Raw genomic sequence first — 25,448 nt, forward strand, 5'->3', positions numbered from 1 at the left:
TTTGCGGCTTGGTAGACCTTCATCAAGCCCTGTAAGTTTTCCTACAGGAAAAAAATAATCAGTGCGGAGGAATTTCCCTTACGCGCTGGTGAAACTGTCATCGAATCATCTATAACTACAGGCTCTTCCAACGGACAGTCGAGAGTCTTCCATGAGCAATGTCTACAACGTCGCTGTAGTCGTCGGCAGCCTGCGCAAAGCATCGATCAACCGCAAAGTCGCACTGGCGCTGGCCGAGCTGGCACCGGCGAACCTCAAACTGAAGATTGTCGAAATTGGCGACCTGCCACTCTATAACGAAGACATTGACGGCGATTCACCGCCCGCAGCCTACAGCACTTTCCGCCAAGAAGTAGGCTCTTCCGACGCGGTGCTGTTTGTCACCCCGGAATATAACCGCTCGGTGCCGGCACCGTTGAAGAATGCGATTGACGTGGGTTCACGGCCGTATGGCAAAAGCGTCTGGAGCGGTAAGCCGGGTGCGGTAATCAGCGTGTCGCCGGGGGCGATTGGCGGTTTTGGCGCCAACCAGCATCTGCGTCAGTCCTTCGTGTTTCTCAATGTGCCGTGCATGCAGCAGCCGGAAGCGTATCTGGGTGGCGCGGGTTCGGCATTTGACGAGGCGGGCAAGTTGAGCGACTCGGTGAAGCCATTCCTGCAGAATTTCATCAATGCGTATGGGCAGTTCGTGGAGCAACACAAGAAATAATCTGGTCAGATCGGCGGTAAAACAGAGATCGTGTGGGAGCGAGCTTGCTCGCGAAAGGGCCATCAGCCACACCTTTGGTGACTGACAGTTCGCTTTCGCGAGCAAGCTCGCTCCCACATTTTTGTGGTTTGGCTTATTTTCCATTTATTAAGGCTGTTGCGGATGCTCGCTGCGTCACTGATTTTCCTGCTGACCATTACCCTTGTCATCTGGCAACCCAAAGGCCTCGGCGTCGGCTGGAGTGCGACGCTTGGCGCCGTACTGGCGCTGATCTTCGGTGTCGTTCACCTGAGCGATATCCCGCTGGTGTGGCAGATCATCTGGAACGCCACCGGCACCTTCGTCGCGCTGATCATCATCAGCCTGTTGCTCGACGAAGCCGGGTTCTTTGCCTGGGCCGCGCTGCATGTAGCGCGCTGGGGGCGGGGCAGCGGACGCAAGCTGTTTGCCTTTATGGTGCTGCTCGGTGCGCTGGTGTCGGCGCTGTTCGCCAATGACGGCGCGGCACTGATCCTGACGCCCATCGTCATCTCCATGCTGCTGGCGCTGCGTTTTTCACCGGCGGCAACCCTGGCGTTCGTCATGGGGGCCGGTTTTATCGCCGACACCGCGAGCCTGCCGCTGGTGGTATCGAACCTGGTCAACATTGTCTCGGCAGACTTCTTTCACATCGGCTTCAACCGCTATGCGGCGGTGATGGTGCCGGTCAACTTTGTCAGCGTTGCGGCGACGCTGGGCATGTTGCTGTGGTTTTTTCGCCGCGACATTCCGGCGGCTTACGACCCTGAACAACTCGAACACCCAGAAACTGCGATTCACGATAAAGCCACGTTCTACGCCGGTTGGGCAGTGTTGGTAATCCTCCTCATCGGCTGTTTTGCGCTGGAGCCACTGGGTATTCCGATCAGTGCGATTTCCGCGGTGTGCGCCGCGCTGTTGCTGGGCATCGCTGCCCGCGGCCACAAGATTTCCACGCGCAAGGTGATGAAAGAAGCACCGTGGCAGATCGTGATTTTCTCGCTGGGCATGTACCTGGTGGTCTATGGCCTGCGTAATGCCGGGCTGACCGGGTATCTGGCCGGTTGGCTGGATGTGTTCGGCGAGCATGGCGTGTGGGGCGCGGCGCTGGGCACCGGTGTGCTGACGGCGTTGCTGTCGTCGATCATGAACAACTTGCCGACGGTGTTGATCGGGTTGTTGTCGATTGATGCCAGTCAGGCGAGCGGGGTGGTCAAGGAAGCGATGATTTACGCCAACGTGATTGGCAGTGACCTGGGGCCGAAAATTACGCCGATCGGCAGCCTGGCCACGTTGTTGTGGCTGCATGTGCTGGAGCGCAAGGGTGTCCACATTGGTTGGGGGTATTACTTCAAGGTGGGGATTGTGCTGACGGTGCCGGTGCTGTTGATTACCTTGGCGGCATTGGCTCTGCGGCTATCCCTTTAGACCGAGTCGGCCCATTCGCGAGCAAGCTCGCTCCCACAGGGGAGTGTATCGCCTCTCCCTACATTTGAAATGCAGTCCAAATGTGGGAGCGAGCTTGCTCGCGAAGGGGCCGGTTCAGGCGCTAAAAATCTCAGGCCTGACCCGGCACATTCGGCCAAAGATCCGACACCAGAAACAATCGCTCCGCCTCTTCCCATTCGCCCCGTGCATTCTCGATCAGGCGCACCATCAGTTGCGCCGGGGCCAGGGGTTCCAGGTCATCCAGCCACATCTGCAAGTGTGCGTGGCTCCAGGTCTGGTCCGCCGGATAATGCGCCGGTGCCAGCCAGGCGTGGCGGGGCAGCGGTTGCCAGCGTCCGGCCGGGCGCTGATCGACAAAGGCCGGCCAGTCTTTTTGATGCAGCCAACTGCCACGCAGGTGTTGCGGATGTGTGCCTTTCGGCGGTGCGGCCTCACCGGGCCACGGGTACAGCAGGTATCCGCCCAGCCACAGCTGCGCACTGAACACCCCGATGCCCAGCGTCGCCAGCGCCTCGCGGCTTTCCGGACGGGCCGATATCGGCAATTGATGCTCGGCCAGATGTGCCAGTTTGCGGTCCAGCCGGTCATGGCATCCGGGCCCCAGCCACTGCGCCGGATCCCGTCCGTCACCGTGCTGCGGCCCGAGGTACAACTTGATCGCCAGCTCCAGATGATGCACGCCGTCGCGGTCTCGCAGCAGCATGTCCAGTTCGCCGAGGGTGTGGCCTTCGCGGCGGATCGGCAGGTTGGCGGCGATCAATTCGATGCCCGGCGCGTGCTCCACCGCAAACTGCCACAACCGTTCGTAATACAGGCCCAGGCGCCGGGTGCGCGCCTGCGACAGCCAGTGCAGCAAGCCATAACTGTCGCGGTCGAGCTCGCGCAACCAGTGTTCCAGTCGCTGCGGGTCATGCACCCAATCGCTGCCGGCCAGCGGATGACGCTGCGGCCACGGCGTGGCGGCGAGCATCGGCGGGGCCAGAATTACCCACGCCAGATCCCGCACTTCCGGATGGCGTAATTGGTGCGGCAGCTGGAGCAAATCGGGAAACAGGATCATCTTGCGAGCATAGCCTGAAACACGAGCACACCCTTGAGGCTGAAAGGATTTTGTCTATCGCAGGCTTTCGCCCATAATCGTGCTTTTCGCGTTTTCGATTGTCCGCAGAGGTCCCATGGAGCAATTTCGCAATATCGGCATCATCGGTCGCCTGGGCAGTTCCCAGGTGCTGGATACCGTCCGCCGACTGAAACGCTTTCTGCTCGATCGTCACCTGCACGTGATTCTCGAAGACACCATCGCCGAAGTCCTGCCGGGCCACGGCCTGCAGACCTCGTCGCGCAAGATGCTCGGTGAAGTCTGCGACATGGTCATCGTCGTCGGCGGTGACGGCAGCCTGCTCGGCGCCGCTCGCGCCTTGGCCAAGCACAATATTCCGGTACTCGGGATCAACCGTGGCAGCCTCGGTTTTCTCACCGACATTCGCCCCGATGAGCTGGAAGTCGAAGTGGCCAAGGTGCTCGACGGCCATTACCTGGTGGAAAACCGCTTCCTGCTGCAAGCCGAAGTCCGCCGGCATGCCGAGGCCATCGGCCAGGGCGATGCACTCAACGACGTGGTGCTGCACCCGGGCAAATCGACGCGGATGATCGAGTTCGAGCTGTACATCGACGGCCAGTTCGTTTGCAGCCAGAAGGCCGACGGCCTGATCGTCGCCACCCCGACCGGCTCCACGGCCTACGCGCTGTCCGCCGGCGGGCCGATCATGCATCCCAAGCTCGACGCCATTGTGATTGTGCCGATGTACCCCCATATGTTGTCGAGCCGGCCAATTGTGGTCGATGGCAACAGTGAGCTGAAAATCGTCGTGTCGAAAAACATGCAGATCTATCCGCAGGTCTCCTGCGACGGGCAGAACCACTTCACCTGCGCGCCGGGCGACACCATCACCGTCAGCAAGAAAGCCCAGAAGCTGCGGCTGATTCACCCGCTCGACCACAACTATTACGAAGTCTGCCGGACCAAGCTCGGCTGGGGCAGCAAGTTGGGTGGTGGAGGCGACTGATGCTCGATCCCGCGCGCAGTTATGACCTGATTGGTGACGTGCACGGATGCGCCCTGACCCTCGAACACCTGCTTGACCGTCTCGGTTACCACAAGCAGGGCGGGGTCTGGCGGCATCCATCGCGCATGGCCGTGTTCGTCGGCGACATCATTGACCGTGGCCCGCGAATCCGCGAGGCACTGCACATCGTCCACGACATGGTCGAGGCCGGCCAGGCCTTGTGCATCATGGGCAACCACGAATTCAACGCGCTCGGCTGGAGCACGCCGGCGCCACCGGGCAGTGGCAAGCAGTTCGTCCGCGAACACACGCCGCGCCATGCGCGCCTGCTGCACGAAACCCTGAGCCAGTTCGAAGACCATCCGGGGGACTGGCACGACTTCCTCAACTGGTTCTACGAGCTGCCGCTGGTGGTGGATGCCGGGCGCTTCCGCGTGGTGCACGCCTGTTGGGATGCCAGCCTGATCGAACCGTTACGCGGGCTGTTCGCCGATGCGCGCATTGATGAACACTTTCTCCAGGCCTCGGCCGTGCCCGGCAGCTTCGCCTGCACCGTGTTCGATCGCCTGCTGCGCGGCACCGACATGCGCCTGCCGGATGGCCTGACCATGACCAGCGGCGACGGTCTGGTGCGTTCGTTCTTCCGCACCAAATTCTGGGAAGACGACCCGAAGACCTACGGCGACATCGTCTTCCAGCCGGATGCATTGCCAGAGCCGGTGGCGCAGAAGCCGCTGAGCTCCAGCGAAAAAAACAACCTGCTGCGCTACGGCGTCGACGAGCCGTTGCTGTTCGTCGGCCACTACTGGCGCAGCGGCCAACCGGCGCCGATCCGCCCGAACCTCGCGTGTCTCGATTACAGCGCGGTGCTCTACGGCAAACTGGTGGCCTATCGTCTGGATCAGGAAACCCGCCTCGATCCGCATAAATTTGTCTGGGTCGATGTCGAGCGGCCGGAGGTGCTGCAATGAGTGCGGTAGCGGTATTGCGTCTGCCGTTGGCAGTGGACCTGAGCGGTTTCGTCAAACTGCTGCAACGCATGCAGGTGCCGCATCGGGTCAGCGAAGAGGCGGGCGAGCAGGTGCTGTGGGCACCGGCGGAAATCAGCGAGGACGTGCGTTCGCTGTACGAGCGCTTCCCGGCGGGCGATCCCGATCAGCAACTGGAGATCCCGGTGGCGCCGACCTTCAAGCGTCCGAGCTTCGCCGAACAACTCAAACACGCCAAGGCCACCGGATTTATCCTGCTGCTGAGCCTGCTGGTCGGTGGCCTGACCTACCTGGGCGACAACCTCGACACCATTCGCCTGCTGACCTTCCTCGACTTCCGCGTGGTCGGCGAGTACATCCAGTTCACGCCGCTGGCCGACAGTCTGGCGGCGGGGCAGTGGTGGCGCCTGTTCACGCCGATGCTGCTGCACTTTGGCATTCTGCACCTGGCCATGAACGGCATGTGGTACTGGGAGCTGGGGCGGCGCATCGAGTCACGTCAGGGCAGCATCAATCTGCTCGGTCTGACCCTGCTGTTCAGCCTGGTGTCGAACTACGCGCAGTTCGCCTGGAGTGGCCCGAGCCTGTTTGGCGGCTTGTCCGGCGTGCTCTACGGATTGCTCGGCCACTGCTGGATTTTCCAGTTGCTGGCGCCGAACCCGGCGTATCGCCTGCCGCGTGGCGTGCTGGTGATGATGCTGGTGTGGCTGGTGATCTGCATGTCCGGGCTGGTCTCGATGATCGGTTTCGGCCAGATCGCCAACGCCGCGCACGTTAGCGGGTTACTCATCGGATGCTTCACCGGTTTGTTGGGCGGTTTGTATAACCGCCGTAAACTGGCCGCCTAAAATTTTCAGTGAATAAAGAGCACGGAGACCCTGATGTCCTCTTTTAACGAAATGATCAACAACATCACCCCGGACATCTACGAGAGCCTGAAACTGGCCGTGGAAATCGGCAAGTGGTCCGACGGCGGCAAACTCACCGCCGAACAGCGCGAGCTGTCGTTGCAGGCGATGATCGCCTGGGAGATCCAGAACCTGCCTGAAGAGCAGCGCACCGGTTACATGGGCCCGCAGGAATGTGCATCGAAGTCGATCGAAGTGCCGAACATCCTGTTCAAGTCGGATGCCATCCATTGATCGAGATTGGCCGCGGTGCAATCAGCAAAATGTCGGCGCGCCTCGACGGGCCGAACGTGCAATATGCGTTTCGTCTGGATGACGTCGAGGTGCCGGTCAATCCCATGATCGGCACCACGGTGCGTCTGGAGTACCTGGGGGCGATTCATTGCACCCATTGCGGACGCAAGACCAAAACCAGTTTCAGTCAGGGTTACTGCTACCCGTGCATGACCAAACTGGCGCAGTGCGACCTGTGCATCATGAGCCCGGAGCGCTGCCACTTCGAGGCCGGCACCTGCCGTGAACCGGAGTGGGGCCAGAAGTTTTGCATGACCGATCATGTGGTGTATCTGGCCAACTCGTCGGGCATCAAGGTTGGCATCACCCGCGCTACGCAATTGCCGACGCGCTGGCTTGATCAGGGCGCCAGTCAGGCGTTGCCGATCATGCGTGTGTCCACGCGCCAGCAGTCCGGCTTCGTCGAAGACCTGTTCCGCAGCCAGGTGGCGGACAAAACCAACTGGCGCGCGTTGCTCAAGGGCGATGCGGCGGCGGTGGACCTGGCGCAAGTGCGCGATCAGCTGTTTGAAAGCTGCGCGGAGGGCTTGCAAGGTCTGCAACAGCGATTCGGCCTACAGGCAATTCAGACGATTGCCGATGTCGAACCGCTCGAAATCCGCTATCCGGTCGAGCAATACCCGGCCAAAATCGTCAGCTTCAACCTGGACAAGAACCCGATTGCCGAAGGCACGCTGCTGGGGATCAAGGGCCAGTACCTGATTTTCGACACCGGCGTGATCAACATTCGTAAGTACACGGCCTATCAGCTCGCCGTGCATCAATAAGGATTCCAGCATGCGCACCGAACAACCGAAGATGATTTACCTGAAGGACTATCAGGCACCCGAGTACCTGATCGACGAGACGCACCTGACCTTCGAGTTGTTCGAGGATCACAGTCTGGTCCACGCGCAACTGGTGATGCGCCGCAACCCTGAGCGTGGCCCGGGCCTGCCGCCGCTGGTGCTCGACGGCCAGCAACTGGAGTTGCTGTCGGTGACCTTGGCCGATCAGGAACTCGGCGCCGACGACTATCAGTTGACGGAAAACACCCTGACCCTGCAGCCCGCCAGCGCCAGCTTCACCGTCGACACCAGCGTAAAGATCCACCCGGAAACCAACACCGCGCTGGAAGGCCTGTACAAGTCCGGGACGATGTTCTGCACCCAGTGCGAGGCCGAAGGCTTCCGCAAGATCACCTATTACCTCGACCGCCCGGACGTGATGAGCAAGTTCACCACCACGGTGGTCGCCGAGCAGCACAGCTATCCGGTGTTGCTCTCCAACGGCAACCCGATCGCCTCGGGCCCCGGCGAAGACGGCCGGCACTGGGCGACCTGGGAAGACCCGTTCATGAAGCCGGCGTACCTGTTTGCGCTGGTGGCCGGTGATTTGTGGTGCGTCGAAGACACCTTCACCACCATGACCAATCGCAATGTCGCGCTGCGCATCTACGTCGAGCCGGAAAACATCGACAAGTGCCAGCACGCGATGAACAGCCTGAAGAAGTCGATGCGCTGGGACGAAGAGGTCTACGGTCGCGAGTACGATCTGGACATCTTCATGATCGTCGCGGTGAATGACTTCAACATGGGCGCGATGGAAAACAAGGGCCTCAATATCTTCAACTCCAGCGCCGTGCTGGCCCGCGCCGAAACCGCCACCGACGCCGCGCACCAGCGGGTCGAGGCGATCGTCGCTCACGAATATTTCCACAACTGGTCGGGCAACCGCGTGACCTGCCGCGACTGGTTCCAGCTGTCGCTCAAGGAAGGCTTCACTGTGTTCCGTGACGCCGGGTTCTCCTCGGACATGAACTCGGCCACGGTCAAGCGCATTCAGGACGTGGCGTACCTGCGTACCCACCAGTTCGCCGAAGATGCAGGTCCCATGGCCCACGCGGTGCGGCCGGACAGCTTCATCGAGATTTCCAACTTCTATACCCTGACCGTGTACGAAAAGGGCTCGGAAGTGGTCGGCATGATCCACACCCTGCTCGGCGCCGAAGGCTTCCGCAAGGGCAGCGACCTGTATTTCGAACGCCACGACGGTCAGGCCGTGACCTGCGACGATTTCATCAAGGCCATGGAAGATGCCAACGGCGTCGACCTCAGCCAGTTCAAGCGCTGGTACAGCCAGGCGGGCACACCGCGTCTGGCGGTGAGCGAGTCCTACGACGCTGCAGCGAAGACCTACAGCCTGACCTTCCGCCAGAGCTGCCCGGCAACCCCGGACAAGGTCGAAAAACTGCCGTTCGTGATTCCGGTCGAACTCGGCCTGCTCGACAGCAATGGCAATGAGATAGCCCTGCGTCTGGCTGGCGAAGCGTCGGCGCAAGGCACCACTCGCGTGATCTCGGTGACCGAAGCCGAACAGACTTTCACCTTCGTCGACGTCGCCGAACATCCGCTGCCGTCCTTGCTGCGTGGTTTCTCGGCCCCGGTGAAACTGAGCTTTCCGTACAGCCGCGACCAGTTGATGTTCCTGATGCAGCATGACAGCGACGGTTTCAACCGCTGGGATGCCGGGCAGCAGTTGTCGGTGCAGGTGCTGCAAGAGCTGATCGGCCAGCAGCAAAAGGGCGAGAGTCTGGTACTCGATTCGCGGTTGGTCACGGCGCTGCGTGCTGTGCTGGCCGATGAGTCGCTGGATCAGGCGATGGTCGCCGAAATGCTCTCGCTGCCGGGTGAGGCCTATCTCACCGAAATCAGCGAAGTGGCTGACGTCGAAGCCATCCACACCGCACGCGAATTTGCCCGCAAGCAACTGGCGGACAATCTGTTTGAAGCGCTGTGGCTGCGTTATCAGGCCAACCGCGACCTGTCGAAGCAGACGCCGTACGTGGCCGAGGCCGAGCACTTCGCCCGTCGTGCGCTGCAGAATATTGCGCTGTCGTACCTGATGCTCAGCGGCAAGCCTGAAGTACTGGCCGCCGCACTGGAGCAGTTCGAAAACAGCGACAACATGACCGAGCGCCTGACCGCGCTGGCCGTGCTGGTCAACTCGCCGTTCGAGGAGCAGAAAGCCCTGGCGCTGGCGAGTTTCGCCGAGCACTTCAAGGACAACCCGCTGGTCATGGATCAGTGGTTCAGCGTGCAGGCCGGCAGCACCTTGCCGGGCGGTCTGGAACGCGTGAAAGCGTTGATGCAGCACCCGGCGTTCACGATCAAGAACCCGAACAAGGTGCGTGCACTGGTGGGTGCGTTTGCCGGACAGAACCTGATCAACTTCCACGCGGCGGATGGTTCGGGCTACCGTTTCCTCGCCGATCTGGTGATCGAACTGAACGGCTTCAACCCACAGATCGCCTCGCGCCAACTGGCGCCGCTGACCCGCTGGCGCAAATATGACAGCGCGCGGCAGGCGTTGATGAAGGCCGAGCTGGAGCGGATTCTGGCTTCCGGTCAGCTGTCCAGCGACGTGTACGAAGTGGTGAGCAAAAGCCTGGCGTAAGCCGGGTTACACCAGACACTGTGGGAGCGGGCTTGCCCGCGATGGCGGCATTAGATTCAACGTCGATGTTGAATGATCTGCCGCTATCGCTGGCAAGCCAGCTCCCACAGTTTTTTTGCGTTTGCGTTATTTCAGATCAAAGCGATCCAGCTCCATCACCTTGGCCCACGCCGCCACGAAGTCCTTCACGAACTGTTCCTTCGCGTCAGAGCTCGCATACACCTCGGCCAGCGCCCGCAGGATCGCGTTCGAACCGAACACCAGATCAACCCGCGTTGCCGTCCATTTCACGCTCCCTGTATGACGGTCGCGACCTTCGAACTCGTCCGCCGTCCCTGAGGTCGGCTTCCACTCCACGCCCATGTCCAGCAGGTTGGTGAAGAAGTCGTTGCTCAAGGTTTCCGTGCGGGTGGTGAAGACGCCGTGACGACTCTGCCCGGTGTTGGCGCCCAAGACACGCAGGCCGCCGACCAGCACGGTCATTTCCGGCGCGGAGAGGGTCAGCAGTTGAGCCTTGTCGATCAGCAGGGCTTCCGCTGAAACGGTGTATTTGCCCTTGCTGTAGTTACGGAAACCATCGGCGATCGGTTCGAGGAAACCAAACGATTCGACGTCGGTTTGCTCCTGGGTGGCATCGGTGCGTCCTGGGTTGAACGGCACGGAAACCGAGTGCCCGGCGTTTTTCGCCGCTTGCTCGACTCCGGCATTACCGGCCAGCACAATCAGGTCCGCCAGCGAGACTTTCTTCCCGGAGGCTCCGGCATTGAACTCGTTTTGAATGCCTTCGAGGGTTTTCAGCACCTTGTCCAGTTGCTCCGGCTGATTGGCCTGCCAGAACTTCTGCGGGGCCAGACGCAGACGACCGCCATTGGCGCCGCCACGCTTGTCGGAACCGCGGAACGTCGATGCTGCGGCCCACGCGGTGGAGACCAGTTGCGACACCGACAGACCGGACGCCAGCACTTTGCTTTTCAGCGCCGCCGCGTCATTGCTGTCGATCAGCGGGTGAGTCGCGTCCGGAATCGGGTCTTGCCACAGCAGCTCTTCATTGGGCAGTTCCGGGCCGAGGTAGCGCGAGAGCGGGCCCATGTCGCGGTGGATCAGCTTGTACCAGGCGCGGGCGAAGGCGTCGGCCAGTTGCTCCGGGTTGGCCAGGAAGCGCCGGGCGATCGGCTCGTAGATCGGGTCGAAGCGCAGCGCCAGGTCAGACGTGAGCATGGTCGGGGAGAGTTTCTTGCTCGGATCGTGAGCATGCGGAACGGTGCCGGCGCCAGCGCCGTTTTTTGGTTTCCACTGGTGCGCACCCGCCGGGCTTTTGAACAGCTCCCACTCGAAGCCGAACAGGTTTTCCAGGTAGTTGTTGCTCCACTGGGTCGGCGTGGTGGTCCAGGTCACTTCCAGGCCGCTGGTGATGGTGTCGGCGCCTTTGCCGGTGCCGAAGGCGTTGCGCCAGCCGAGGCCTTGTTCTTCCAGCCCAGCGGCTTCCGGCTCCGGCCCGACATTGTCGGCAGGGCCGGCGCCGTGAGTCTTGCCGAAGGCGTGACCGCCGGCGATCAGCGCCACGGTTTCTTCATCGTTCATGGCCATGCGGGCGAAGGTTTCACGAATGTCGCGCCCGGAGGCGACTGGATCGGGATTGCCTTCCGGGCCTTCGGGGTTCACGTAGATCAGGCCCATCTGCACCGCGGCGAGAGGGTTTTCCAGATTGCGCTCGCCCTGATCGGTGCGGCTTTCCTCTTTGCCGTGCAGATCGGGTTCGGCCACCAGCGTGCCGTCACCGGGTTCCTGCATGGCCGATTTGTCTTTGCCGTAGCGACTGTCGCCGCCGAGCCATTCGCGTTCCGAGCCCCAGTACACGTCCTCATCCGGCTCCCACACATCGGGACGGCCACCGGAGAAACCGAAGGTCTTGAAGCCCATCGACTCCAGCGCGACGTTGCCGGTGAGGACAATCAGGTCAGCCCAGGAAATGTTGCGGCCATATTTCTGTTTGATCGGCCACAGCAGGCGCCGGGCCTTGTCCAGGCTGACGTTGTCCGGCCAGCTGTTGAGCGGGGCAAAACGCTGTTGCCCGGAGCCGGCGCCGCCGCGGCCATCGGCGGTGCGATAGGTGCCGGCGCTGTGCCAGGCCATGCGGATGAACAGCGGGCCGTAGTGGCCGAAGTCGGCGGGCCACCAGTCCTGCGAGTCGGTCATCAGCGCGCGCAGGTCTTGTTTCAGCGCCTGGAAGTCCAGGCTTTTGAAGGCTTTGGCGTAGTCGAAGTCCTTGCCCAGCGGATCGGACTTGGGCGAGTGCTGGCTGAGGATCTTCAGGTTAAGTTGATTCGGCCACCAGTCACGGTTCGTCGTACCACCACCGGCGGCGTGGTTGAACGGGCATTTCGATTCGTTTGCCATGTTCGGGTCCTTATCAGGTCTTCTACGGCCGGCTCGTGCCGACTTCGGACTAGTAAGGCTAGACCCGACTGGCGCAGTCAGCTAATAGGCCGACTATTGGGTGTTGATAGTCAGAACCTTTTAGTGCGTGCGCCATGCAGGATTTGTCGCAGGACGTTGTGCTCAGCTCGATTGTGCGGCTTCGTCGTCCGGCACGTCGTCGAGGATGTCTTCCTGCCCCGGTACTTCAGTGATCACGCTGAAATCCGTTACTTCCACTGCACCAAGCCCATATCCCAATAAGTGGAAGGAGAAGGCCTTGCGCGGCAGCGGGTTGTCGAAGCTGAAATCCATCTCCAGCGGCTGATCCGCAGTGGCGACCATCTCCGACGGCAGCCCCAGTTGCACGTCCTGTTCGAACTCCTTGGCCTTGAGCTGAATGTACGCAGCCTGCTGCGGATCGACCGAGCGCACCGTCAGGCGTACGCGGGTGTGCGAACCCTTGGGCATTTCCAGGTATTGCGCGCCGATCAGGTTATCGGCCCAGTCATCCTTGATCTGCGCCTGCAGCGGGATGACGTTGCTGCTGCCGAACTGATAGCGATGATTGAGCGGGGTGCGCAGCAACGACAGGTCCAGCGCATCGGCCCGGGCGGCAATCTGCCGGGCCGGGTGACCGCTGTAGTTGCCCTTGAACTTCGCGCTTTCGGCGATGAAGCCGGCGCTTTCGTAATAGCGGCAGCGGCGCGGCATGTCGCATTCGGAGAAAATGCCGTGACCATCGTGATAGCGCAGCTTGCCGTTGGTGAACGACATGATTTCGCGGCCGCTGTCGTAGTCGCGGAACAACGAGCGACCGCTCAGCGCGGACGGCACCGGCAGGTCGAAATAGTCGAGGATCGAAGCGCTCAGATCGACGTGGCCATAGACTCCGGCATTCAGGCGCGGCAGCTGTTCATGCTCCGGCGCCAGGGTCAGGTTGAATCCCCAGGAGGAGGCCAGGCGCACGCCGTCGGTGCCGTGGGATTCATCCGACGTGATCATCACCAGGGTGTCCTTGAGCACGCCCTGGCGTTCCAGGCCGCTGAGGAACTGTTCCAGGGCATCGTCGAGATAACCGACGGCGGCCTGTTTCGGCGTTTCGTAACGCTCAAGGTAATCGTCCGGCGCGGAGTAGGGCTGGTGGGTGCCGACGGTCAGCAGCGTCAGCATCCACGGTTGTTTTTGCGTCTTCAGTTGGCCGACATAATCCAGCGCACCTTCGAAGAAGGCCCTGTCGTCCTTGCCCCACGGGAATTCCAGATAGTTGGCGTTGCTGAACCACTCCAGACCATGCGTGGCAGCGAAACCGATGTGCGGCATGATCTTGTCTTTGGCCATGAAACGCAGGCCGGCACCTTGCAGATAATGCGTGCTGAAGCCGTTCTGACGCAGTTGCGCCGGCAGGCACGCCTTATTGCGCTCGTGCTGGGTCAGCATTTCCACGCCTTTGGGCGTACCGTTGTTGAGCTTGTCGTAATCGCCGCAAAGCATCGCGTACAGGCCACGAATGGTCTGGTGGGTGTGCAATACGTAATCCGGCGTGTTCATGCCGCGCTCGGCCCAACGGCTGAGGTTGGGCATGAGGTCTTCCTGATAGTGGCTGCCGATGGCTTCGCGGTTGGCGCGGATGTAGGCACCGGGGATGCCTTCCAGGGCGATGATCAACACGTTGCGTGCCCGGCCCGGTGCACTCAGCAGTTTGTGCCCGTTGAGGTCGACATCGGTAAGCCCGGCCATGACCGGTGCGGCTTCTTCGACATCACCGTCGAGCCATTCCTCGGCCTGGATTTGCAGATCGGCGACCTGACTGGCGAGCAACTGATGCGGCAGGTTGTACTGCCGCCACGGATCGTCTTCGTTCGGCCACAGGTTCTGCGCAGCCCAGTGTGCGGCGAACAGTACCACGGGGGCGGCCCAGATGGCGCGAGGCAGGGCCGGGCGCTTCACTGCGCGGCTGACGAACTGTGTCAGCAGCCAGAACAGCAGCGCCACCAGCAAGGTCACCGCCAATGCCGGATGCGCCATCCCGCCGCCGGTGGAGTTCTCGACGAATTGCGGGTCGATCAGGTAATGCAGATCCGCCGGCGTCGGCAGGCGCCCGACGGCGCTGACCAGTTCCGCCGTGGCCACCGCCAGCAAACCCCAGAACAACAGCACCGGCAATGCCAGCCACCACGCTCGCCGATGCAGCACCACCAGCAGCAGACTGCCGATGGCCAGGTCCGACAGATAACCCAGCGGCGTTGACCAGCCCAGCGCCGCGCGCAGGCACACCGGGACGATCAGCACCAGCACAATCAGCGAAAAGAGGCGGGCATGCGGCCGCCGCAGCCAGTGAAAAAAAGCGCTCACAAAAAAAGACCTTCCACGTCATCAAACCGTCAAAAAAGTGTGGGCGATGATACCAAGGGTGGGCGGCCTGATTGCCTTTTTCAACGCACGGCTGATTCGGTGGCGGGCCGCTCTTGAAGGGTGGGGCAGCACGTCCGAAGCCTTGATGGGCGCGCCTGTCGGAGGGCGTTCGGCTGGTTTGTCGCTGCAGATGTGCGACGGTTTTATTGTTTCAGGCTGTTTACTGGCGGTGATTTCCCTGTAGGTGCTGCGATCTTTTGACTTTGATTTCTTAACGCAAGATCAAAAGATCGCAGTCTCGTTTAGCTCGACAGCGCCGACAGGAATTGCTTTATGCCGGCCCGACAATCGCGTGCTATCCATATGCAATAAAGGTATTTAATTTCTGTTTTTTATAGCGATAAAGTCATGCCTTTCAGCACACCACCCCCTGCTGCGAGGTAGTCATGGCCACACCGTTCAAACGTTCCGCGCTGACTCTGTTGGCCGCTTCCCTGGCAGCGGGCGCGCTGTTCAGCAGCGGCGCCCAGGCTGAAGGCAAGATCAGCATTGCCCAGCAATTCGGCATCGGTTACCTGATTCTCGATGTGGTGCGCGATCAGCAACTGATCGAAAAGCACGGTAAGGCACAGGGCCTCGATATCAAGGTCGACTGGAACAGCATCTCTGGCGCGACTGCGATGAATGAAGCGCTGCTCACCGGTTCACTGGATGTGGTGTCTGCGGGCGTGCCCCCGATGCTGACCGTGTGGGATCGCACCAAGGGCAAACAGAACGTCAAGGCCATCGCCGCCCTCGGCTCAATGCCCAACTACCTGCTGACCAACAACCCGAACATCAAGACCCTCAAGGACTTCAGCGACAAGGACCGCATTGCCGTGCCCGCTGCCGGCGTCGGTTTCCAGTCGCGTACCTTGCAGATCGAAACCGCCAGGGAGTTCGGTGACGATCAGTACAAGAAATTCGACGACATCTCGGTCAGCCTGCCGCACCCGGACGCTACGGCGGCGCTGATTGCCGGCGGCTCGGAAATCAACGCGCACTTCTCCAGCCCGCCATTCCAGTACCAGGCCCTGCAAAACCCCAACGTGCACAAAGTGCTGAGTTCCTATGACGTACTCGGCGGCCAGGCCACGTTCAACGTGTTGTACACCACCGAAAAATTCCACGACGAAAACCCGAAAACCTACAAGGCGTTTTACGACGCACTGGCGGAAGCGGAGACGATCATCAAGGCCGACAAACCTGCCGCGGCCCAGGCGTACATCCGCGTCGAGCAATCGAAGCTGCCGCTGGCGCTGGTCGAGCAAATCGTCAAGGACCCGGAAATCGACTTCACCGTGGTCCCGCAGCGCACCTTTATCTACGCCGAGAAACTGCAAGAGCTGGGCGTGCTGAAGAACAAGGCGGGGAGCTGGAAGGATTACTTCTTTGAAGAGGCGCATGCTGGCGCGGGGAGTTGATGGACGAGGGGTAAGCTGACTCGGGGTTTATACCGATCGGAATCGGTATGCCTCGGGAGCGGGCTTGCTCGCGAAAATGGTGTGTCACTGCAGTCAATGCTGACTGACGCGACGCCTTCGCGAGCAAGCCCGCTCCCACAGGGGGCGGTGTTGCTCACAAACCTGTATTTACACGCAGAACCTGTGGGAGCGGGCTTGCCCGCGAAGGCCTCAGCGGCTACAACGCCTTGCTCAGTCCTTGTCACAGATCCCTGCTATTGAGGCAATTGCAGATTATCCAGCGCGCGGTTCACCGCCAGCTCACTCAGCATGATCAGTTGCGCAATCCCCAGCAGCGTCCGGCGCTGCGCTGCCGGCAACAGGGCGGCGGCGTCATGGGCGATGGTTCTGGCTGAAGCGAGTGTGTCGCTGGCATCGACCAGCAGTTCCTCGTTTTTGAAGTCGGCGGTGACGGCGTACATCCCGCGGGTTCTGCGTGGCAGTGGGGTGGAGCCGGGCGGGCAGAGGTAGTGATCGAGGGCGCGGTCGGCGGCTTCGTGGAGTTTTTTTGAGTCGAGGGATTCGTAGGGGGAGGTGGCGTCGGTTTCGGGCGGGTTGGGTGTTGGTTTGATCATGGAGAAGCTCCTAGAGTCATTGGAGCTGCCAACGTTCGCTGCGAGACGAATGAGGGTGGCAGCTATACGCGGGTCGCAGACCGGGACTCTAGAACCGGCAGACCCGAAGGTCTCCCACGTACAGCCGCCATAAGAAAAGCGGGTGTTGTGCGTCCAGAGATCGACGGGCTGCGAGACCCGATCACTGATGTGTCAGCGACCGACCCACAATAGAACCCGCACCCAAGACCCACAAGCCGGCGGATTCTGGCGTAGCTGTAGGCAATGGCGCAAGGATGTGTAGCCTGTAAGACGTGTCTGAAGGTGTTTTTTAAACGCTGTGGTTTAAATGCAAAAGATCGCCGCCGAAGGCTGCGATCTTTTGATCTGCCTGCCAGCGACAGAATCAATTCCCCTCCACGCCCTTAGCGGGTGGGAGGGGAATTACGTTTTTCCATCGTCCGGTTGTGATGTTTGTTTTGGCGATTTCGTTGATACGTTTTGTGGTCAAGCGGAATATCCCAACGCGAACTGAATGGCACGACCTGCTCCTGGGTCGGCCCTTCCCCAGGTATGTATTACTGAGACAATGATTGCGTAGCCCCAACCTATGTGTCCGATTACAAAATCGGGATGCGGATCGTTGGGGGCAGGTGATAACCGGCAAGGGAAAAAACGTTCAATTTCTTCGGTCATGAATACAGAATCTAATGAGTGATAATCATGGGTGTCCCGCCAAATTGCGGCGTCTTTCCAGTCAAACTTCGTAGTAGAGCGATGTATCCGCCTGACCCGACTAACCGTCACTTGAATCTCCACCACATCCCCACTCGCATCCGCAACGGTAATGGTCGTCGTGCCATTCCCCGTCCCGGAAATCCGCCCGTTGGTTGGGTTGGCAACGGCAATCGCCTCATTGGCAGACGTGTAGGTATAGGGCGGGGTGCCTTGCTGCGGAAATCGGTCTGCGTAGGTGCCGACCGGCGGCGTCGGGTTGGCGACCAGAATTTTCTGCAATTCTTCCCCGACCGCTATCCAGTTGCGAGCGCTGAGCACCACCGGTGTTTTTTCAATAATCAGCTCGGGCAACGCGGAGACTTTCAGGCTGCGCACGGTCGATGTCTGGCCTGAACCGTACAAGGCCTTGGCGGTGAAGGGGTGCTCTGCGACGGTCAGTCCGCTGATCCTGTGGCTCCAGATTCCGCTCAGCGGGTCGGCGCTGGCTTCGCCCTTGTCGGCGGCGCCGTCGAAGATTTGCACCGTCTGACCCGGGGTTGCGCTGCCGGTGAGGATCACGGTGGTGTCACGTGTCGTGCCTCCCTGCGGGATCTCCACGCCTTGGCTGTCTTCGGCCCGGGTGATTAATGGTTGCACGTCGGCGCCTGCCTTGACGGTATAAGAGCGCACCGGAAACCCCACCGCCGTCGCCGCGTTCGCCACCCCGTCAAAATTAACCTTGAGCGTCACCTTCAAGTCACGGCCATCTTTCAAGCCTTTCAGCCAGGCCAGTGGCACCGCCCGGCTCAAGCCTGGCGCACCCACGGCCACTTCACCGCGAAGGTCGTCGAACGTCACGGTCTGGTCCTGATTGTCCTTGCCTTCGTACTGCAACCACAGCCGCTCACCCTGGACGTGCGGCCATGACGCAACGGTGAGCAGGGCGGTGGGCTGTAACAACGCCACGTCGAGTTCATTGCCGGTCTTGCCATCAATGAGCGGCGTCGGCAAACGCGTATCGCCCTCGTTAATCGTCGACACGCTCAGGTTCAGTTCATGCGATTGGGCAACCTCTGCGTTATTGCGATTCAGGTGCCAGCGAAACACCAGGGGCTTGCCTTGTCGTGCGATCAGAAAAGCCTGGCTCAACAAGGTGTTGGTGCGTTTATTGGCGTTGAATTCCACCAATGGAAACCCTGGTGCACCTGCGGGGGGGTTAACTTCCACCAGTTGCGCTTTATCGCCTGGCAGGTGTTCTAAATACTCGACCTGAATGGTCACGCCCTGCGGATACGCCAGAACGTCGATCGGATTCACCGCCTTCAGCAGCACCGGCGGCGGCAACTCGATAGCCTCTGAGCCGGTAACTTCGGCCACGGCATTTTTCGAAGTGGCGAAGACGTTGCCATTTCTCAGCAATTCGTACTTCGCCCGCACCACACTGCCGGCGATCACTTTGGCGTTGGGCACCATCAGTTTGTAGGTGAACGGGATGCGCACGACGTCCTGTTCCACGCTGTGCAGGGTAACGGTGCCGTTCGACGAGGTGGCGCTGTAGCTCACGCGGATTTTATCGTTGGGTTGCCACAACGGAGCAAAGGTCTGGACCAATACGGTCAGGTCCTTGCCGGCGAGTTTGTCCAGATCGATGGTGCTCGGATCGTCGGTCGGATCGTCCGGATCCTCGGCCAGATCGGGGGCGGCCAGGCGGGTTTCCCGAAGATGCACATCGACCTCCACCGTGCCGGAGTAGGGCGAATCGGTGTCCGGCCCGTTGCCGAGCTGGTCGGTGACGGTGTAGGAAAAGATGAACTTCGGGTTGTCCCCGGCGCTCAGGAACACCGCTTCGTCGACCATCAAGCAGACCCTGGTCGGCTCGGCCGAGGGAATGGGCGGGGCCTCGGCGGCGGTCACGGTGTGCGTGACATCCTGACCGTTGCAGTTCAATCGGATCTGGTCGTAGGCGCGGCAGTAAGGGTAGGCGAAACACACTTGCACGCCCTGTTTGGCGCGGTCGGCATCGATGCCGTCGTCGAGCACATCCTGGGGCAGGATCAGTTGCAGTTCGGAATGGGCGCTATCGCCGGGCGAGCGGTCCTCGATGCCGGGGCGGATGGTGTTGTACAGCAGGGTCAGCTCCGGCGTGGAGGTGCCTTTGTTCTGGCTGATGCGGGTGATGGTGTAAACGAGGGTATTGACACGATCGGTCAGCAGCAGGCCCTTGGGCAGGTACAGGGTGTGACGTGAATTTTCTTCGCCAGCCTGGACGGTTTTTGTGGCTTCGGTATCGGCGCCGTTGAGCCGCAGCCGAATGACATCGCCTTCTTCCAGCAAGTCGTCTGGCGGCGGGTCGACGACGATGGTCAGGCCCATGGGCTTGAGGTCGTAGGCATGCTTGGGCACACCATAGACAGCACCGACCACCGGGGTGGTGGCTTCTGGAGCGTGGGGAGGGTATAGCGCCAATATGGTGTTGTCGCTGGATTTGGCTGTGGCCATGTTTACGGCTCCTGGACGGTGGGCGGGCAGGAGTTATCAGAGCGCGTTGTGGGGTACAGCGCACCTGTCAGATCTGACAGGTGGCGACGAGTGGCAGGTGGGGTGGCGCTTGAAAAGCACAAGATCGCTGCCTTTGGCGGCTCCCTGATTTCTGCAAAAGCCGGTTGAGGGCTTCCCCTCAACCATAGAATCTCCCACAGGGATGTGGGTGTGGACAGGTCAGCATTTGCCATCGTCAAAGATGCTTTCAATCGGCATCTCGAACGCCCGGGCAATTTGAAACGCCAATGGCAGGCTCGGGTCGTACCGCTCGTTTTCGATGGCGTTGATCGTCTGGCGTGAGACGTTCAGACGTTCCGCCAAATCGCCCTGTGACCATTTGCGCTCGGCACGCAGTGCCTTGAGACGGTTTTTCATTGGTAGCGGCGCCGAGCGATTTGCAGGCCGAGAATCCACATCGCGCCCATCACGGGCCACACGCATGTCCACGGAATATGGGGAGCGCCAACGTTTTCCAGAAAGCCGTAACTGAAAGTCACTAGCGCCGACGCGGCGAAAGCAAAGCCCAGCGCTTCAAACTGGATGCGCAAATGCATTTCGTCCATGCGCCGCAGGTTGCGCACGATGGCCCAGCACATCAGTCCCGCCGGAATGACCGGGGTCATTGCGACGGCCGAGCGCAGCACGATAGGGGCGTCCATCAGATATTGCGAGGCAATCAATGATGCCGTCAGCACCAGCATGTAGAGGATTAAGGCCGCGCCCATTTCGAGGTAGAACCGGTTCATGCTTGAACTTCCTATGTAAAAGACCCTTTACATAATTGCTGATGTTTTTTTCGATGTAAAGTACGCTTTCCATCAGGTTGGTAACTTCGACAGGCTCGAACTGGAGGTTTTTTGCGTAGGTCCTGGGTTGGTGTCGCGCTTTCTGGACAGAGTAATGGCCACTCAGTAGCATTCGCGCCCAACGGACTTTCCCTTCGCACGTCGTCCGACGTGGAATGCTCAAGGAATCGACATGCGCCACACCCCCGATGGTCAACGAACGGTCGTGACCCTGGTCAACGGCGAGATTCGCTGTGAAACCCAGATCAGTTTCAGCTCCGTGTCGCTCGTCGATGGCGAGGTGCGGGTGCATACCGCGCAAGGCAATCAACTGGACGTTGCGGTGCCCGGGGCGGACTTTGTTTTGCGTTTTGATCAGGAGGGGGTGCAGCAGATTCCGCTGGCGCAACAGGCGCCGGTTGAAGCGGTGCCTGTCGACGACAGTGTGAAGTTGTTCACCTCGAAAACCGTGTGGATCACTCTCGCACTGTTGTTCTTCGTCGGTTCGGTCTTCGGTTGGCTGGGGTTGGTGGTTGCAGGCGGATACTTCGGTTACCAGTGGCGTCAGGTGGCCAGGCGCAAGAAACAGTTGGCCAAGGCAACCGCAGGTGAAACCGTGACCCGTTCCGGCACGGGGATGTCACGGCAAAGCGTGCGCAACGCCTTGGCCCGCAAGCGTTAAGGCGACGCGCACCGGCAACAAAAAAGGGGCGGTCTGATCAACGATCAGGTCGCCCCTTTTTTGTGACTGCGATGTCAGATCAATGCATCTTGCTGTGATCGTGACCTTCCATGTTGGTCAGTGCGCGAACCGGCGCTTTAACTTCAACGGTTTCTTTCTCGCCCTTGGCGTTTTCCACGGTCAGGGTCAGCGGCACTGTTTCGCCTTCTTTCAACTGACCGTTCAAACCCATCAGCATCACGTGGTAGCCATTCGGATCAAGCTTGACGGCTTTGCCGGCCGGCAGCTCGATGAACTTCACCGGGCCCATGCTCATGACGTCGTTCTTCATGGTCATTTCGTGGATCTGCACATCCTTGGCCACCGGGGTGGCTACGCTGAGCAGCTTGCTGTCGCTGTCGGTGGTGAGGGTCATGAACGCGCCGCTGGCGGACTGGGTCGGTACGGTCGCACGGACCCAGGCGTCGCTGACGGTGGTCTGTGCCGATGCCTGGAAAGCCAGGCCCAGCAGGGACAGACCGAGTACCGCGCGTTTGATGTGATTCATAACAGGTTGCATCAGCAAACCTCCATAACAGTGAGCAAATCTTCTGTGCATTCTTCTGCCGAAAGCGAGGTGGACAGACCCAGGCGCAAGCCGCCATTGGAGTCGTAAACGTAACTGGTGGCCGTGTGCGAGATGGTATAGGTGTCGCCGGCCGGGACTTTCTCGTAGAACACGTCGAATTCCTTGGCCGTGGCTGCGGTTTCCTCAAGCGTGCCGTACAGCGCAACGAAGGTCGGGTCGAAGGCTTTCATGTAGGCGTCGAGGATTTCCGGGGTGTCGCGCTCGGGATCGAGGGTGATGAAGATCACCTGCAAGCGGTCGCCGTCCTTGCCCATCAGCTTCTTGATTTTCGCCGCACGGGCGAGGGTGGTCGGGCAGACTGCCGGGCACTGGGTGAAGCCGAAGAACACCATCGGCATCATGCCGCGAAAGCTCGACAGCGTCATGGTTTCGCCGTCGGTGTTCTTCAGTTTGAAGGTGCGCCCCATGATCTTGTTACTCAGATCCTTGCCGTACTTGTACGACAGTTGGCCGCGGGTGTCGCAGCCGGCTAGCAGGCCGAGCCCGAGCACGCCCATTCCCGCAAGCACGTTGCGGCGAGTCAACAAAGCCGTCATCTAAATACCGCCTTTTGCAGCCCGTCAGTCGGCAGGACTGGCGGGGGGTTAACCTTAAAAGCGGCGCATGATACCAAACTGAGGGCAGGCGCCGGCCACGGATCGCCGCACCGCTTAGGATCGGGCGACAAAAGGTGTAAGAAAAAGTGACGGGTACTTATTGAATCGTCGCCTCCGAAGCCTGCCAGCCACCGCCCAGCGCGGTGTACAGATTGACCTCCGCCACCAGCTGCGCCAGCCGATCGGTGATCAGGCCTTGTTGCGAACTGAACAGCGAACGCTGGGCATCGAGGAACGTCAGGCTGCTGTCGACACCATTCTGATAACGGTTCTGCGCCAGGTTGTAATAGGTCTGCGTAGCCTCGACCAGATCGCGCTGCGCCTGTAATTGCTGCTGATACGTCGTGCGCGCGGCGAGGCCATCGGCGACTTCCTGAAACGCGGTCTGGATCGACTTTTCGTATTCGGCCACCGCCACGTCTTTTTGCAACTTCGAATAATCCAGGCTCGCGCGCAGGCTGCCGGCATTGAAAATCGGCAGGCTGATCTGTGGCTGAAAGGTCCAGGCGCCGGAGCCGCTGCCGAACAGTCCGGACAGATCGCGACTCGAGGTGCCGGCATTGGCCGTCAGACTGACGCTGGGGAAAAACGCCGCCCGCGCTGCGCCAATGTTGGCGTTGGCCGCCTTGAGTTTGTATTCGGCCTGAAGAATGTCCGGGCGCCGTTGCAGCAGATCCGACGGCAATCCCGCCGGCACTTGCTGCACCAGTTCGCTGGCCAGCGGCCGGGCGGGCAACGACGCCGGCACGGGCGCACCGACCAGCAGCGTCAGGCTGTTCAAGTCCTGCGCCACCTGCCGCTGATAACGCGCCAGATTGGCCCGCGAACTGTCGACGCTGGTTTTCGCCTGCGCCTGTTCCAGCGCCGACGACTTGCCGGCCTCGCGGTTGCGAGTGGTCAGGTGCAGGCTCTGTTCGTCGGCGGCGAGGGTGTCGCGGGTCAGTTCGAGCAACTCCTGATCGGCGCGCCAGGTCAGGTAAGCATTGGCGACGTTGGCCACCAGACTCAACTGCGCACTGCGTCGTGCTTCTTCCGTCGCCAGCCAGCTCTGCAGCGCTTGCTCGCTGAGGCTGCGCACGCGGCCGAAGAAATCCAGTTCATAGGCGCTGATGCCGAGGTTGACCGCGTAGGTCGAGTTGATCAGCGCTTTGCCTTTGGTCACGCTGGAGGGCATACGTTGGCGTGACTCGCTGGCATTGGCCGACACCGCCGGCAGCAGGTCGGCACGCTGGATGCGGTATTGCGCCTGGAAGGCTTCGACGTTCAGCGCGGCCACGCGCAGGTCCCGGTTGTTGACCAGTGCCGACTCGATCAGCTGTTGCAGGGCCGGGTCGTTGAACAGCGTGCGCCAGTCTTCGCTGGGTGTTGCCGGTTGTGTGGCGGTGGGGTATTGCGCGGCGCTCGGCGATGCCGGGCGCTGGTACTCGGGAATCAGGGAACAGCCGCCCAGCAGCATGGCCATGGACAGCAGGGAAAATCGCAAGGTAGACATCGAACAGCCTCGTGCATGAAAGAGGGGAGATGCTTGCAAGGAAAACGGGGGGTGACGGGCTTGTGTGTTGAGAGAGATCCTGTGCTGAGAACACCCTGTGACGAGGGGATTTATCGCCGTCGGGGCGCGTAGCGGCCCCTCTTTTGGACGATAAAAAGCGCGGCCTGCTTTGCCGTCCAGCGGGGATAAATCCCCTCGCCACCAAGGTACTCACGCAGTTCGAAGTCAGGCCCCGGCCATCCATCGCGCCAGCCCATGCCGGCCACTGACCCCGAGTTTGGCCGCCGCCCGTTTGAGGTACGTCTCGATCGAGCTGTTTTTCACCCGCAGTTTCTCGGCGATTTGCGGCACCGTGCCGCCGGTCAGCAAGCCCAGGCAGACTTCCTTTTCGCGTGCCGAAAGGACGACGCCACTCATCGCCAGGCGCTCATCGAACACCAGCGCCAGCGGTGCCTGATCGAGTTCAGCCTGGGGCAGGCGTGGCTGGCGGGCGTGGGTTTGCCGACTGATGTGCGCATGGCGTTCGATCAGCGGCAGCAGGGTGTCCGAAAGGCTTTTGAGAAACGACAGCTCCGGCAGTGAAAACACCCGCCGGGTATGCGGTCGGTAAAACGAAATGACGCAGCGGCGGTTGGACATGCGCGACACCAGATTGCACTGGTGCGCATTGTGTTGCGGGTAGCGAGGTTGCAGCGAGGCTCTGAGCTGGATCAGCAGCGAGTCATTCATCTCGATCATCTTCGGCAACAACGGATGGTCATCGGCCCGTTCGAGCGGGTCGGCCGGCGCACAGGTCTGCGGCAAACCGGCACTGCCCAGCGGCTTGATCTCGACCACGCTGGCCTGACGCTCATCCAGCGTCCACTCGCTGAGGTCGACGCCGTCGACCGGCACCAGCGTGTCGACCAACTGAAACATGTTCGCGGCGAAGTGATCGTCCCCGGTGCTGGCAATCAGCTCACCCAGTTGCCAGTAGAAATGCGGGTTTTCCATATTGCGAATACTGCCGGTCAGATTCATATCCTTGTCATCCCTGGTTCAGAGCCATCACTGAATCGTCTGCCGTCTAAGTAAAAGCCGCCCACGCAGTCATTTCTCCTTGAACATGATCTGGAGCGGGATTTAAGCCTATGGATTTGTCCTACGTCTGTAGGGGAAAACAGGGACACAAAGTGCCATCATTTCGGAAAGTTGGCGCCGGGCTTCTGACGGTATCCAGTACAGATGCCGCGCCTAGTGTGACTGTTCGGTCACTGCAAAGGCTTGAAAGCCGGGACTATTGCGCTGCGGTGCGAGCATTGCGCTGGCCGATG

At 60.7% G+C, this 25,448-nt stretch carries 21 protein-coding genes; 10 read left to right on the forward strand and 11 right to left on the reverse strand.

All coding sequences use genetic code 11. The features are described from left to right. The first annotated feature begins 151 nt into the window (after positions 1-151). Positions 152-709: an NADPH-dependent FMN reductase gene (locus K5Y35_RS19650; protein ID WP_123462805.1), complete on the forward strand. Its 558-nt coding sequence runs from the start codon at positions 152-154 to the stop codon at positions 707-709. 162 nt (positions 710-871) lie between these two features. Continuing rightward, a complete protein-coding gene (locus tag K5Y35_RS19655) occupies positions 872-2,155 on the forward strand; it encodes an arsenic transporter (RefSeq protein ID WP_222832673.1) in 1,284 nt (427 codons plus the stop codon). 130 nt (positions 2,156-2,285) lie between these two features. Here the strand turns inward: K5Y35_RS19655 and K5Y35_RS19660 are convergent, their stop codons facing one another. Further along, positions 2,286-3,236, reverse strand: coding sequence for a DUF1853 family protein (locus K5Y35_RS19660; RefSeq protein ID WP_222832674.1), 951 nt, complete (start codon positions 3,234-3,236; stop codon positions 2,286-2,288). A 115-nt stretch (positions 3,237-3,351) separates the two neighbouring features. On the opposite strand from K5Y35_RS19660, the gene K5Y35_RS19665 reads away from it, so the two are divergent. From K5Y35_RS19665 to pepN, 6 genes are read left to right on the forward strand one after another with little or no spacing between them, the layout of a single operon-like run. Then, positions 3,352-4,242 carry an NAD(+) kinase gene (locus K5Y35_RS19665; protein ID WP_003224174.1) on the forward strand — a complete coding sequence of 297 codons (891 nt, stop codon included), beginning with the start codon at positions 3,352-3,354 and terminating at the stop codon, positions 4,240-4,242. Next, positions 4,239-5,213 carry a metallophosphoesterase gene (locus K5Y35_RS19670; RefSeq protein WP_409202031.1) on the forward strand — a complete coding sequence of 325 codons (975 nt, stop codon included), beginning with the start codon at positions 4,239-4,241 and terminating at the stop codon, positions 5,211-5,213. Before K5Y35_RS19665 ends, K5Y35_RS19670 begins: the two co-directional genes overlap by 4 nt. Then, positions 5,210-6,079, forward strand: a complete 870-nt coding sequence (locus K5Y35_RS19675) for a rhomboid family intramembrane serine protease (RefSeq protein ID WP_186748543.1) — start codon at positions 5,210-5,212, stop codon at positions 6,077-6,079. Before K5Y35_RS19670 ends, K5Y35_RS19675 begins: the two co-directional genes overlap by 4 nt. A gap of 33 nt (positions 6,080-6,112) precedes the next feature. Beyond that, entirely contained in the window at positions 6,113-6,373 is a 261-nt protein-coding gene (locus K5Y35_RS19680) for a YeaC family protein (protein WP_123462815.1), read from the forward strand. Then, on the forward strand, positions 6,370-7,200 hold the full coding sequence (locus K5Y35_RS19685) for a DUF2797 domain-containing protein (protein WP_027613137.1): 831 nt from the start codon (positions 6,370-6,372) through the stop codon (positions 7,198-7,200). Before K5Y35_RS19680 ends, K5Y35_RS19685 begins: the two co-directional genes overlap by 4 nt. A 10-nt stretch (positions 7,201-7,210) precedes the next feature. Then, complete coding sequence (gene pepN, locus K5Y35_RS19690; protein WP_222832675.1) at positions 7,211-9,868, forward strand: aminopeptidase N; 2,658 nt, start codon at positions 7,211-7,213, stop codon at positions 9,866-9,868. A gap of 126 nt (positions 9,869-9,994) precedes the next feature. Here pepN and katG read toward each other — a convergent pair whose 3' ends face one another. Beyond that, positions 9,995-12,265, reverse strand: a complete 2,271-nt coding sequence (gene katG / locus K5Y35_RS19695; protein WP_222832676.1) for a catalase/peroxidase HPI — start codon at positions 12,263-12,265, stop codon at positions 9,995-9,997. Between the two features lie 162 nt (positions 12,266-12,427). Further along, entirely contained in the window at positions 12,428-14,638 is a 2,211-nt protein-coding gene (locus K5Y35_RS19700; protein WP_222832677.1) for an LTA synthase family protein, read from the reverse strand. A gap of 446 nt (positions 14,639-15,084) precedes the next feature. Here K5Y35_RS19700 and K5Y35_RS19705 point away from each other — a divergent pair, with 446 nt between their 5' ends. Continuing rightward, positions 15,085-16,101: an ABC transporter substrate-binding protein gene (locus K5Y35_RS19705; protein ID WP_186748547.1), complete on the forward strand. Its 1,017-nt coding sequence runs from the start codon at positions 15,085-15,087 to the stop codon at positions 16,099-16,101. Between the two features lie 254 nt (positions 16,102-16,355). On the opposite strand, the gene K5Y35_RS19710 is transcribed toward K5Y35_RS19705, so the two are convergent. The 4 genes from K5Y35_RS19710 to K5Y35_RS19725 form a co-directional block, all read right to left on the reverse strand. Beyond that, positions 16,356-16,715: a DUF6124 family protein gene (locus tag K5Y35_RS19710; protein ID WP_222832678.1), complete on the reverse strand. Its 360-nt coding sequence runs from the start codon at positions 16,713-16,715 to the stop codon at positions 16,356-16,358. 486 nt (positions 16,716-17,201) lie between these two features. After that, a complete protein-coding gene (locus tag K5Y35_RS19715) occupies positions 17,202-19,910 on the reverse strand; it encodes a hypothetical protein (protein WP_222832679.1) in 2,709 nt (902 codons plus the stop codon). Positions 19,911-20,129: 219 nt separating this feature from the next. Beyond that, positions 20,130-20,327: a helix-turn-helix transcriptional regulator gene (locus tag K5Y35_RS19720; RefSeq protein WP_123462826.1), complete on the reverse strand. Its 198-nt coding sequence runs from the start codon at positions 20,325-20,327 to the stop codon at positions 20,130-20,132. Then, positions 20,324-20,698, reverse strand: coding sequence for a hypothetical protein (locus K5Y35_RS19725; RefSeq protein ID WP_123462828.1), 375 nt, complete (start codon positions 20,696-20,698; stop codon positions 20,324-20,326). The genes K5Y35_RS19720 and K5Y35_RS19725 overlap by 4 nt, the downstream gene beginning before the upstream one ends. Positions 20,699-20,930: 232 nt before the next feature. Here K5Y35_RS19725 and K5Y35_RS19730 point away from each other — a divergent pair, with 232 nt between their 5' ends. After that, positions 20,931-21,419 (forward strand): hypothetical protein, encoded by a 489-nt coding sequence (locus K5Y35_RS19730; RefSeq protein ID WP_222832680.1) that lies wholly within the window; start codon positions 20,931-20,933, stop codon positions 21,417-21,419. 79 nt (positions 21,420-21,498) lie between these two features. Here the strand turns inward: K5Y35_RS19730 and K5Y35_RS19735 are convergent, their stop codons facing one another. The 4 genes from K5Y35_RS19735 to K5Y35_RS19750 all read right to left on the reverse strand — a co-directional run bounded on the left by K5Y35_RS19735 (position 21,499) and on the right by K5Y35_RS19750 (position 25,155). Beyond that, positions 21,499-21,978, reverse strand: a complete 480-nt coding sequence (locus K5Y35_RS19735) for a copper chaperone PCu(A)C (RefSeq protein ID WP_123462832.1) — start codon at positions 21,976-21,978, stop codon at positions 21,499-21,501. Then, positions 21,978-22,583 carry an SCO family protein gene (locus K5Y35_RS19740; protein ID WP_123462834.1) on the reverse strand — a complete coding sequence of 202 codons (606 nt, stop codon included), beginning with the start codon at positions 22,581-22,583 and terminating at the stop codon, positions 21,978-21,980. Before K5Y35_RS19740 ends, K5Y35_RS19735 begins: the two co-directional genes overlap by 1 nt. Before the next feature lie 157 nt (positions 22,584-22,740). Continuing rightward, the gene (locus tag K5Y35_RS19745; protein ID WP_222832681.1) at positions 22,741-24,135 is read right to left on the reverse strand and encodes an efflux transporter outer membrane subunit; all 1,395 of its coding nucleotides are present in this window, start codon (positions 24,133-24,135) and stop codon (positions 22,741-22,743) included. A 225-nt stretch (positions 24,136-24,360) separates the two neighbouring features. Beyond that, positions 24,361-25,155: a helix-turn-helix transcriptional regulator gene (locus K5Y35_RS19750; protein WP_222832682.1), complete on the reverse strand. Its 795-nt coding sequence runs from the start codon at positions 25,153-25,155 to the stop codon at positions 24,361-24,363. Between the last annotated feature and the right edge of the window lie 293 nt (positions 25,156-25,448).

It is taken from the genome of Pseudomonas sp. SC3(2021) (assembly GCF_019856535.1).
GTDB classification, from domain to species: domain Bacteria; phylum Pseudomonadota; class Gammaproteobacteria; order Pseudomonadales; family Pseudomonadaceae; genus Aquipseudomonas; species Aquipseudomonas monsensis.

Coding starts and splice junctions, on each gene's coding strand:
- K5Y35_RS19650 (WP_123462805.1), top strand. CDS start 152: ATGAGCAATGTCTACAACGTCGCTGTAGTCGTCGGCAGCCTGCGCAAA.
- K5Y35_RS19655 (WP_222832673.1), top strand. CDS start 872: ATGCTCGCTGCGTCACTGATTTTCCTGCTGACCATTACCCTTGTCATC.
- K5Y35_RS19660 (WP_222832674.1), bottom strand. CDS start 3,236: ATGATCCTGTTTCCCGATTTGCTCCAGCTGCCGCACCAATTACGCCAT.
- K5Y35_RS19665 (WP_003224174.1), top strand. CDS start 3,352: ATGGAGCAATTTCGCAATATCGGCATCATCGGTCGCCTGGGCAGTTCC.
- K5Y35_RS19675 (WP_186748543.1), top strand. CDS start 5,210: ATGAGTGCGGTAGCGGTATTGCGTCTGCCGTTGGCAGTGGACCTGAGC.
- K5Y35_RS19680 (WP_123462815.1), top strand. CDS start 6,113: ATGTCCTCTTTTAACGAAATGATCAACAACATCACCCCGGACATCTAC.
- pepN (WP_222832675.1), top strand. CDS start 7,211: ATGCGCACCGAACAACCGAAGATGATTTACCTGAAGGACTATCAGGCA.
- katG (WP_222832676.1), bottom strand. CDS start 12,265: ATGGCAAACGAATCGAAATGCCCGTTCAACCACGCCGCCGGTGGTGGT.
- K5Y35_RS19705 (WP_186748547.1), top strand. CDS start 15,085: ATGGCCACACCGTTCAAACGTTCCGCGCTGACTCTGTTGGCCGCTTCC.
- K5Y35_RS19710 (WP_222832678.1), bottom strand. CDS start 16,715: ATGATCAAACCAACACCCAACCCGCCCGAAACCGACGCCACCTCCCCC.
- K5Y35_RS19715 (WP_222832679.1), bottom strand. CDS start 19,910: ATGGCCACAGCCAAATCCAGCGACAACACCATATTGGCGCTATACCCT.
- K5Y35_RS19720 (WP_123462826.1), bottom strand. CDS start 20,327: ATGAAAAACCGTCTCAAGGCACTGCGTGCCGAGCGCAAATGGTCACAG.
- K5Y35_RS19725 (WP_123462828.1), bottom strand. CDS start 20,698: ATGAACCGGTTCTACCTCGAAATGGGCGCGGCCTTAATCCTCTACATG.
- K5Y35_RS19730 (WP_222832680.1), top strand. CDS start 20,931: ATGCGCCACACCCCCGATGGTCAACGAACGGTCGTGACCCTGGTCAAC.
- K5Y35_RS19735 (WP_123462832.1), bottom strand. CDS start 21,978: ATGCAACCTGTTATGAATCACATCAAACGCGCGGTACTCGGTCTGTCC.
- K5Y35_RS19740 (WP_123462834.1), bottom strand. CDS start 22,583: ATGACGGCTTTGTTGACTCGCCGCAACGTGCTTGCGGGAATGGGCGTG.
- K5Y35_RS19745 (WP_222832681.1), bottom strand. CDS start 24,135: ATGTCTACCTTGCGATTTTCCCTGCTGTCCATGGCCATGCTGCTGGGC.
- K5Y35_RS19750 (WP_222832682.1), bottom strand. CDS start 25,155: ATGAATCTGACCGGCAGTATTCGCAATATGGAAAACCCGCATTTCTAC.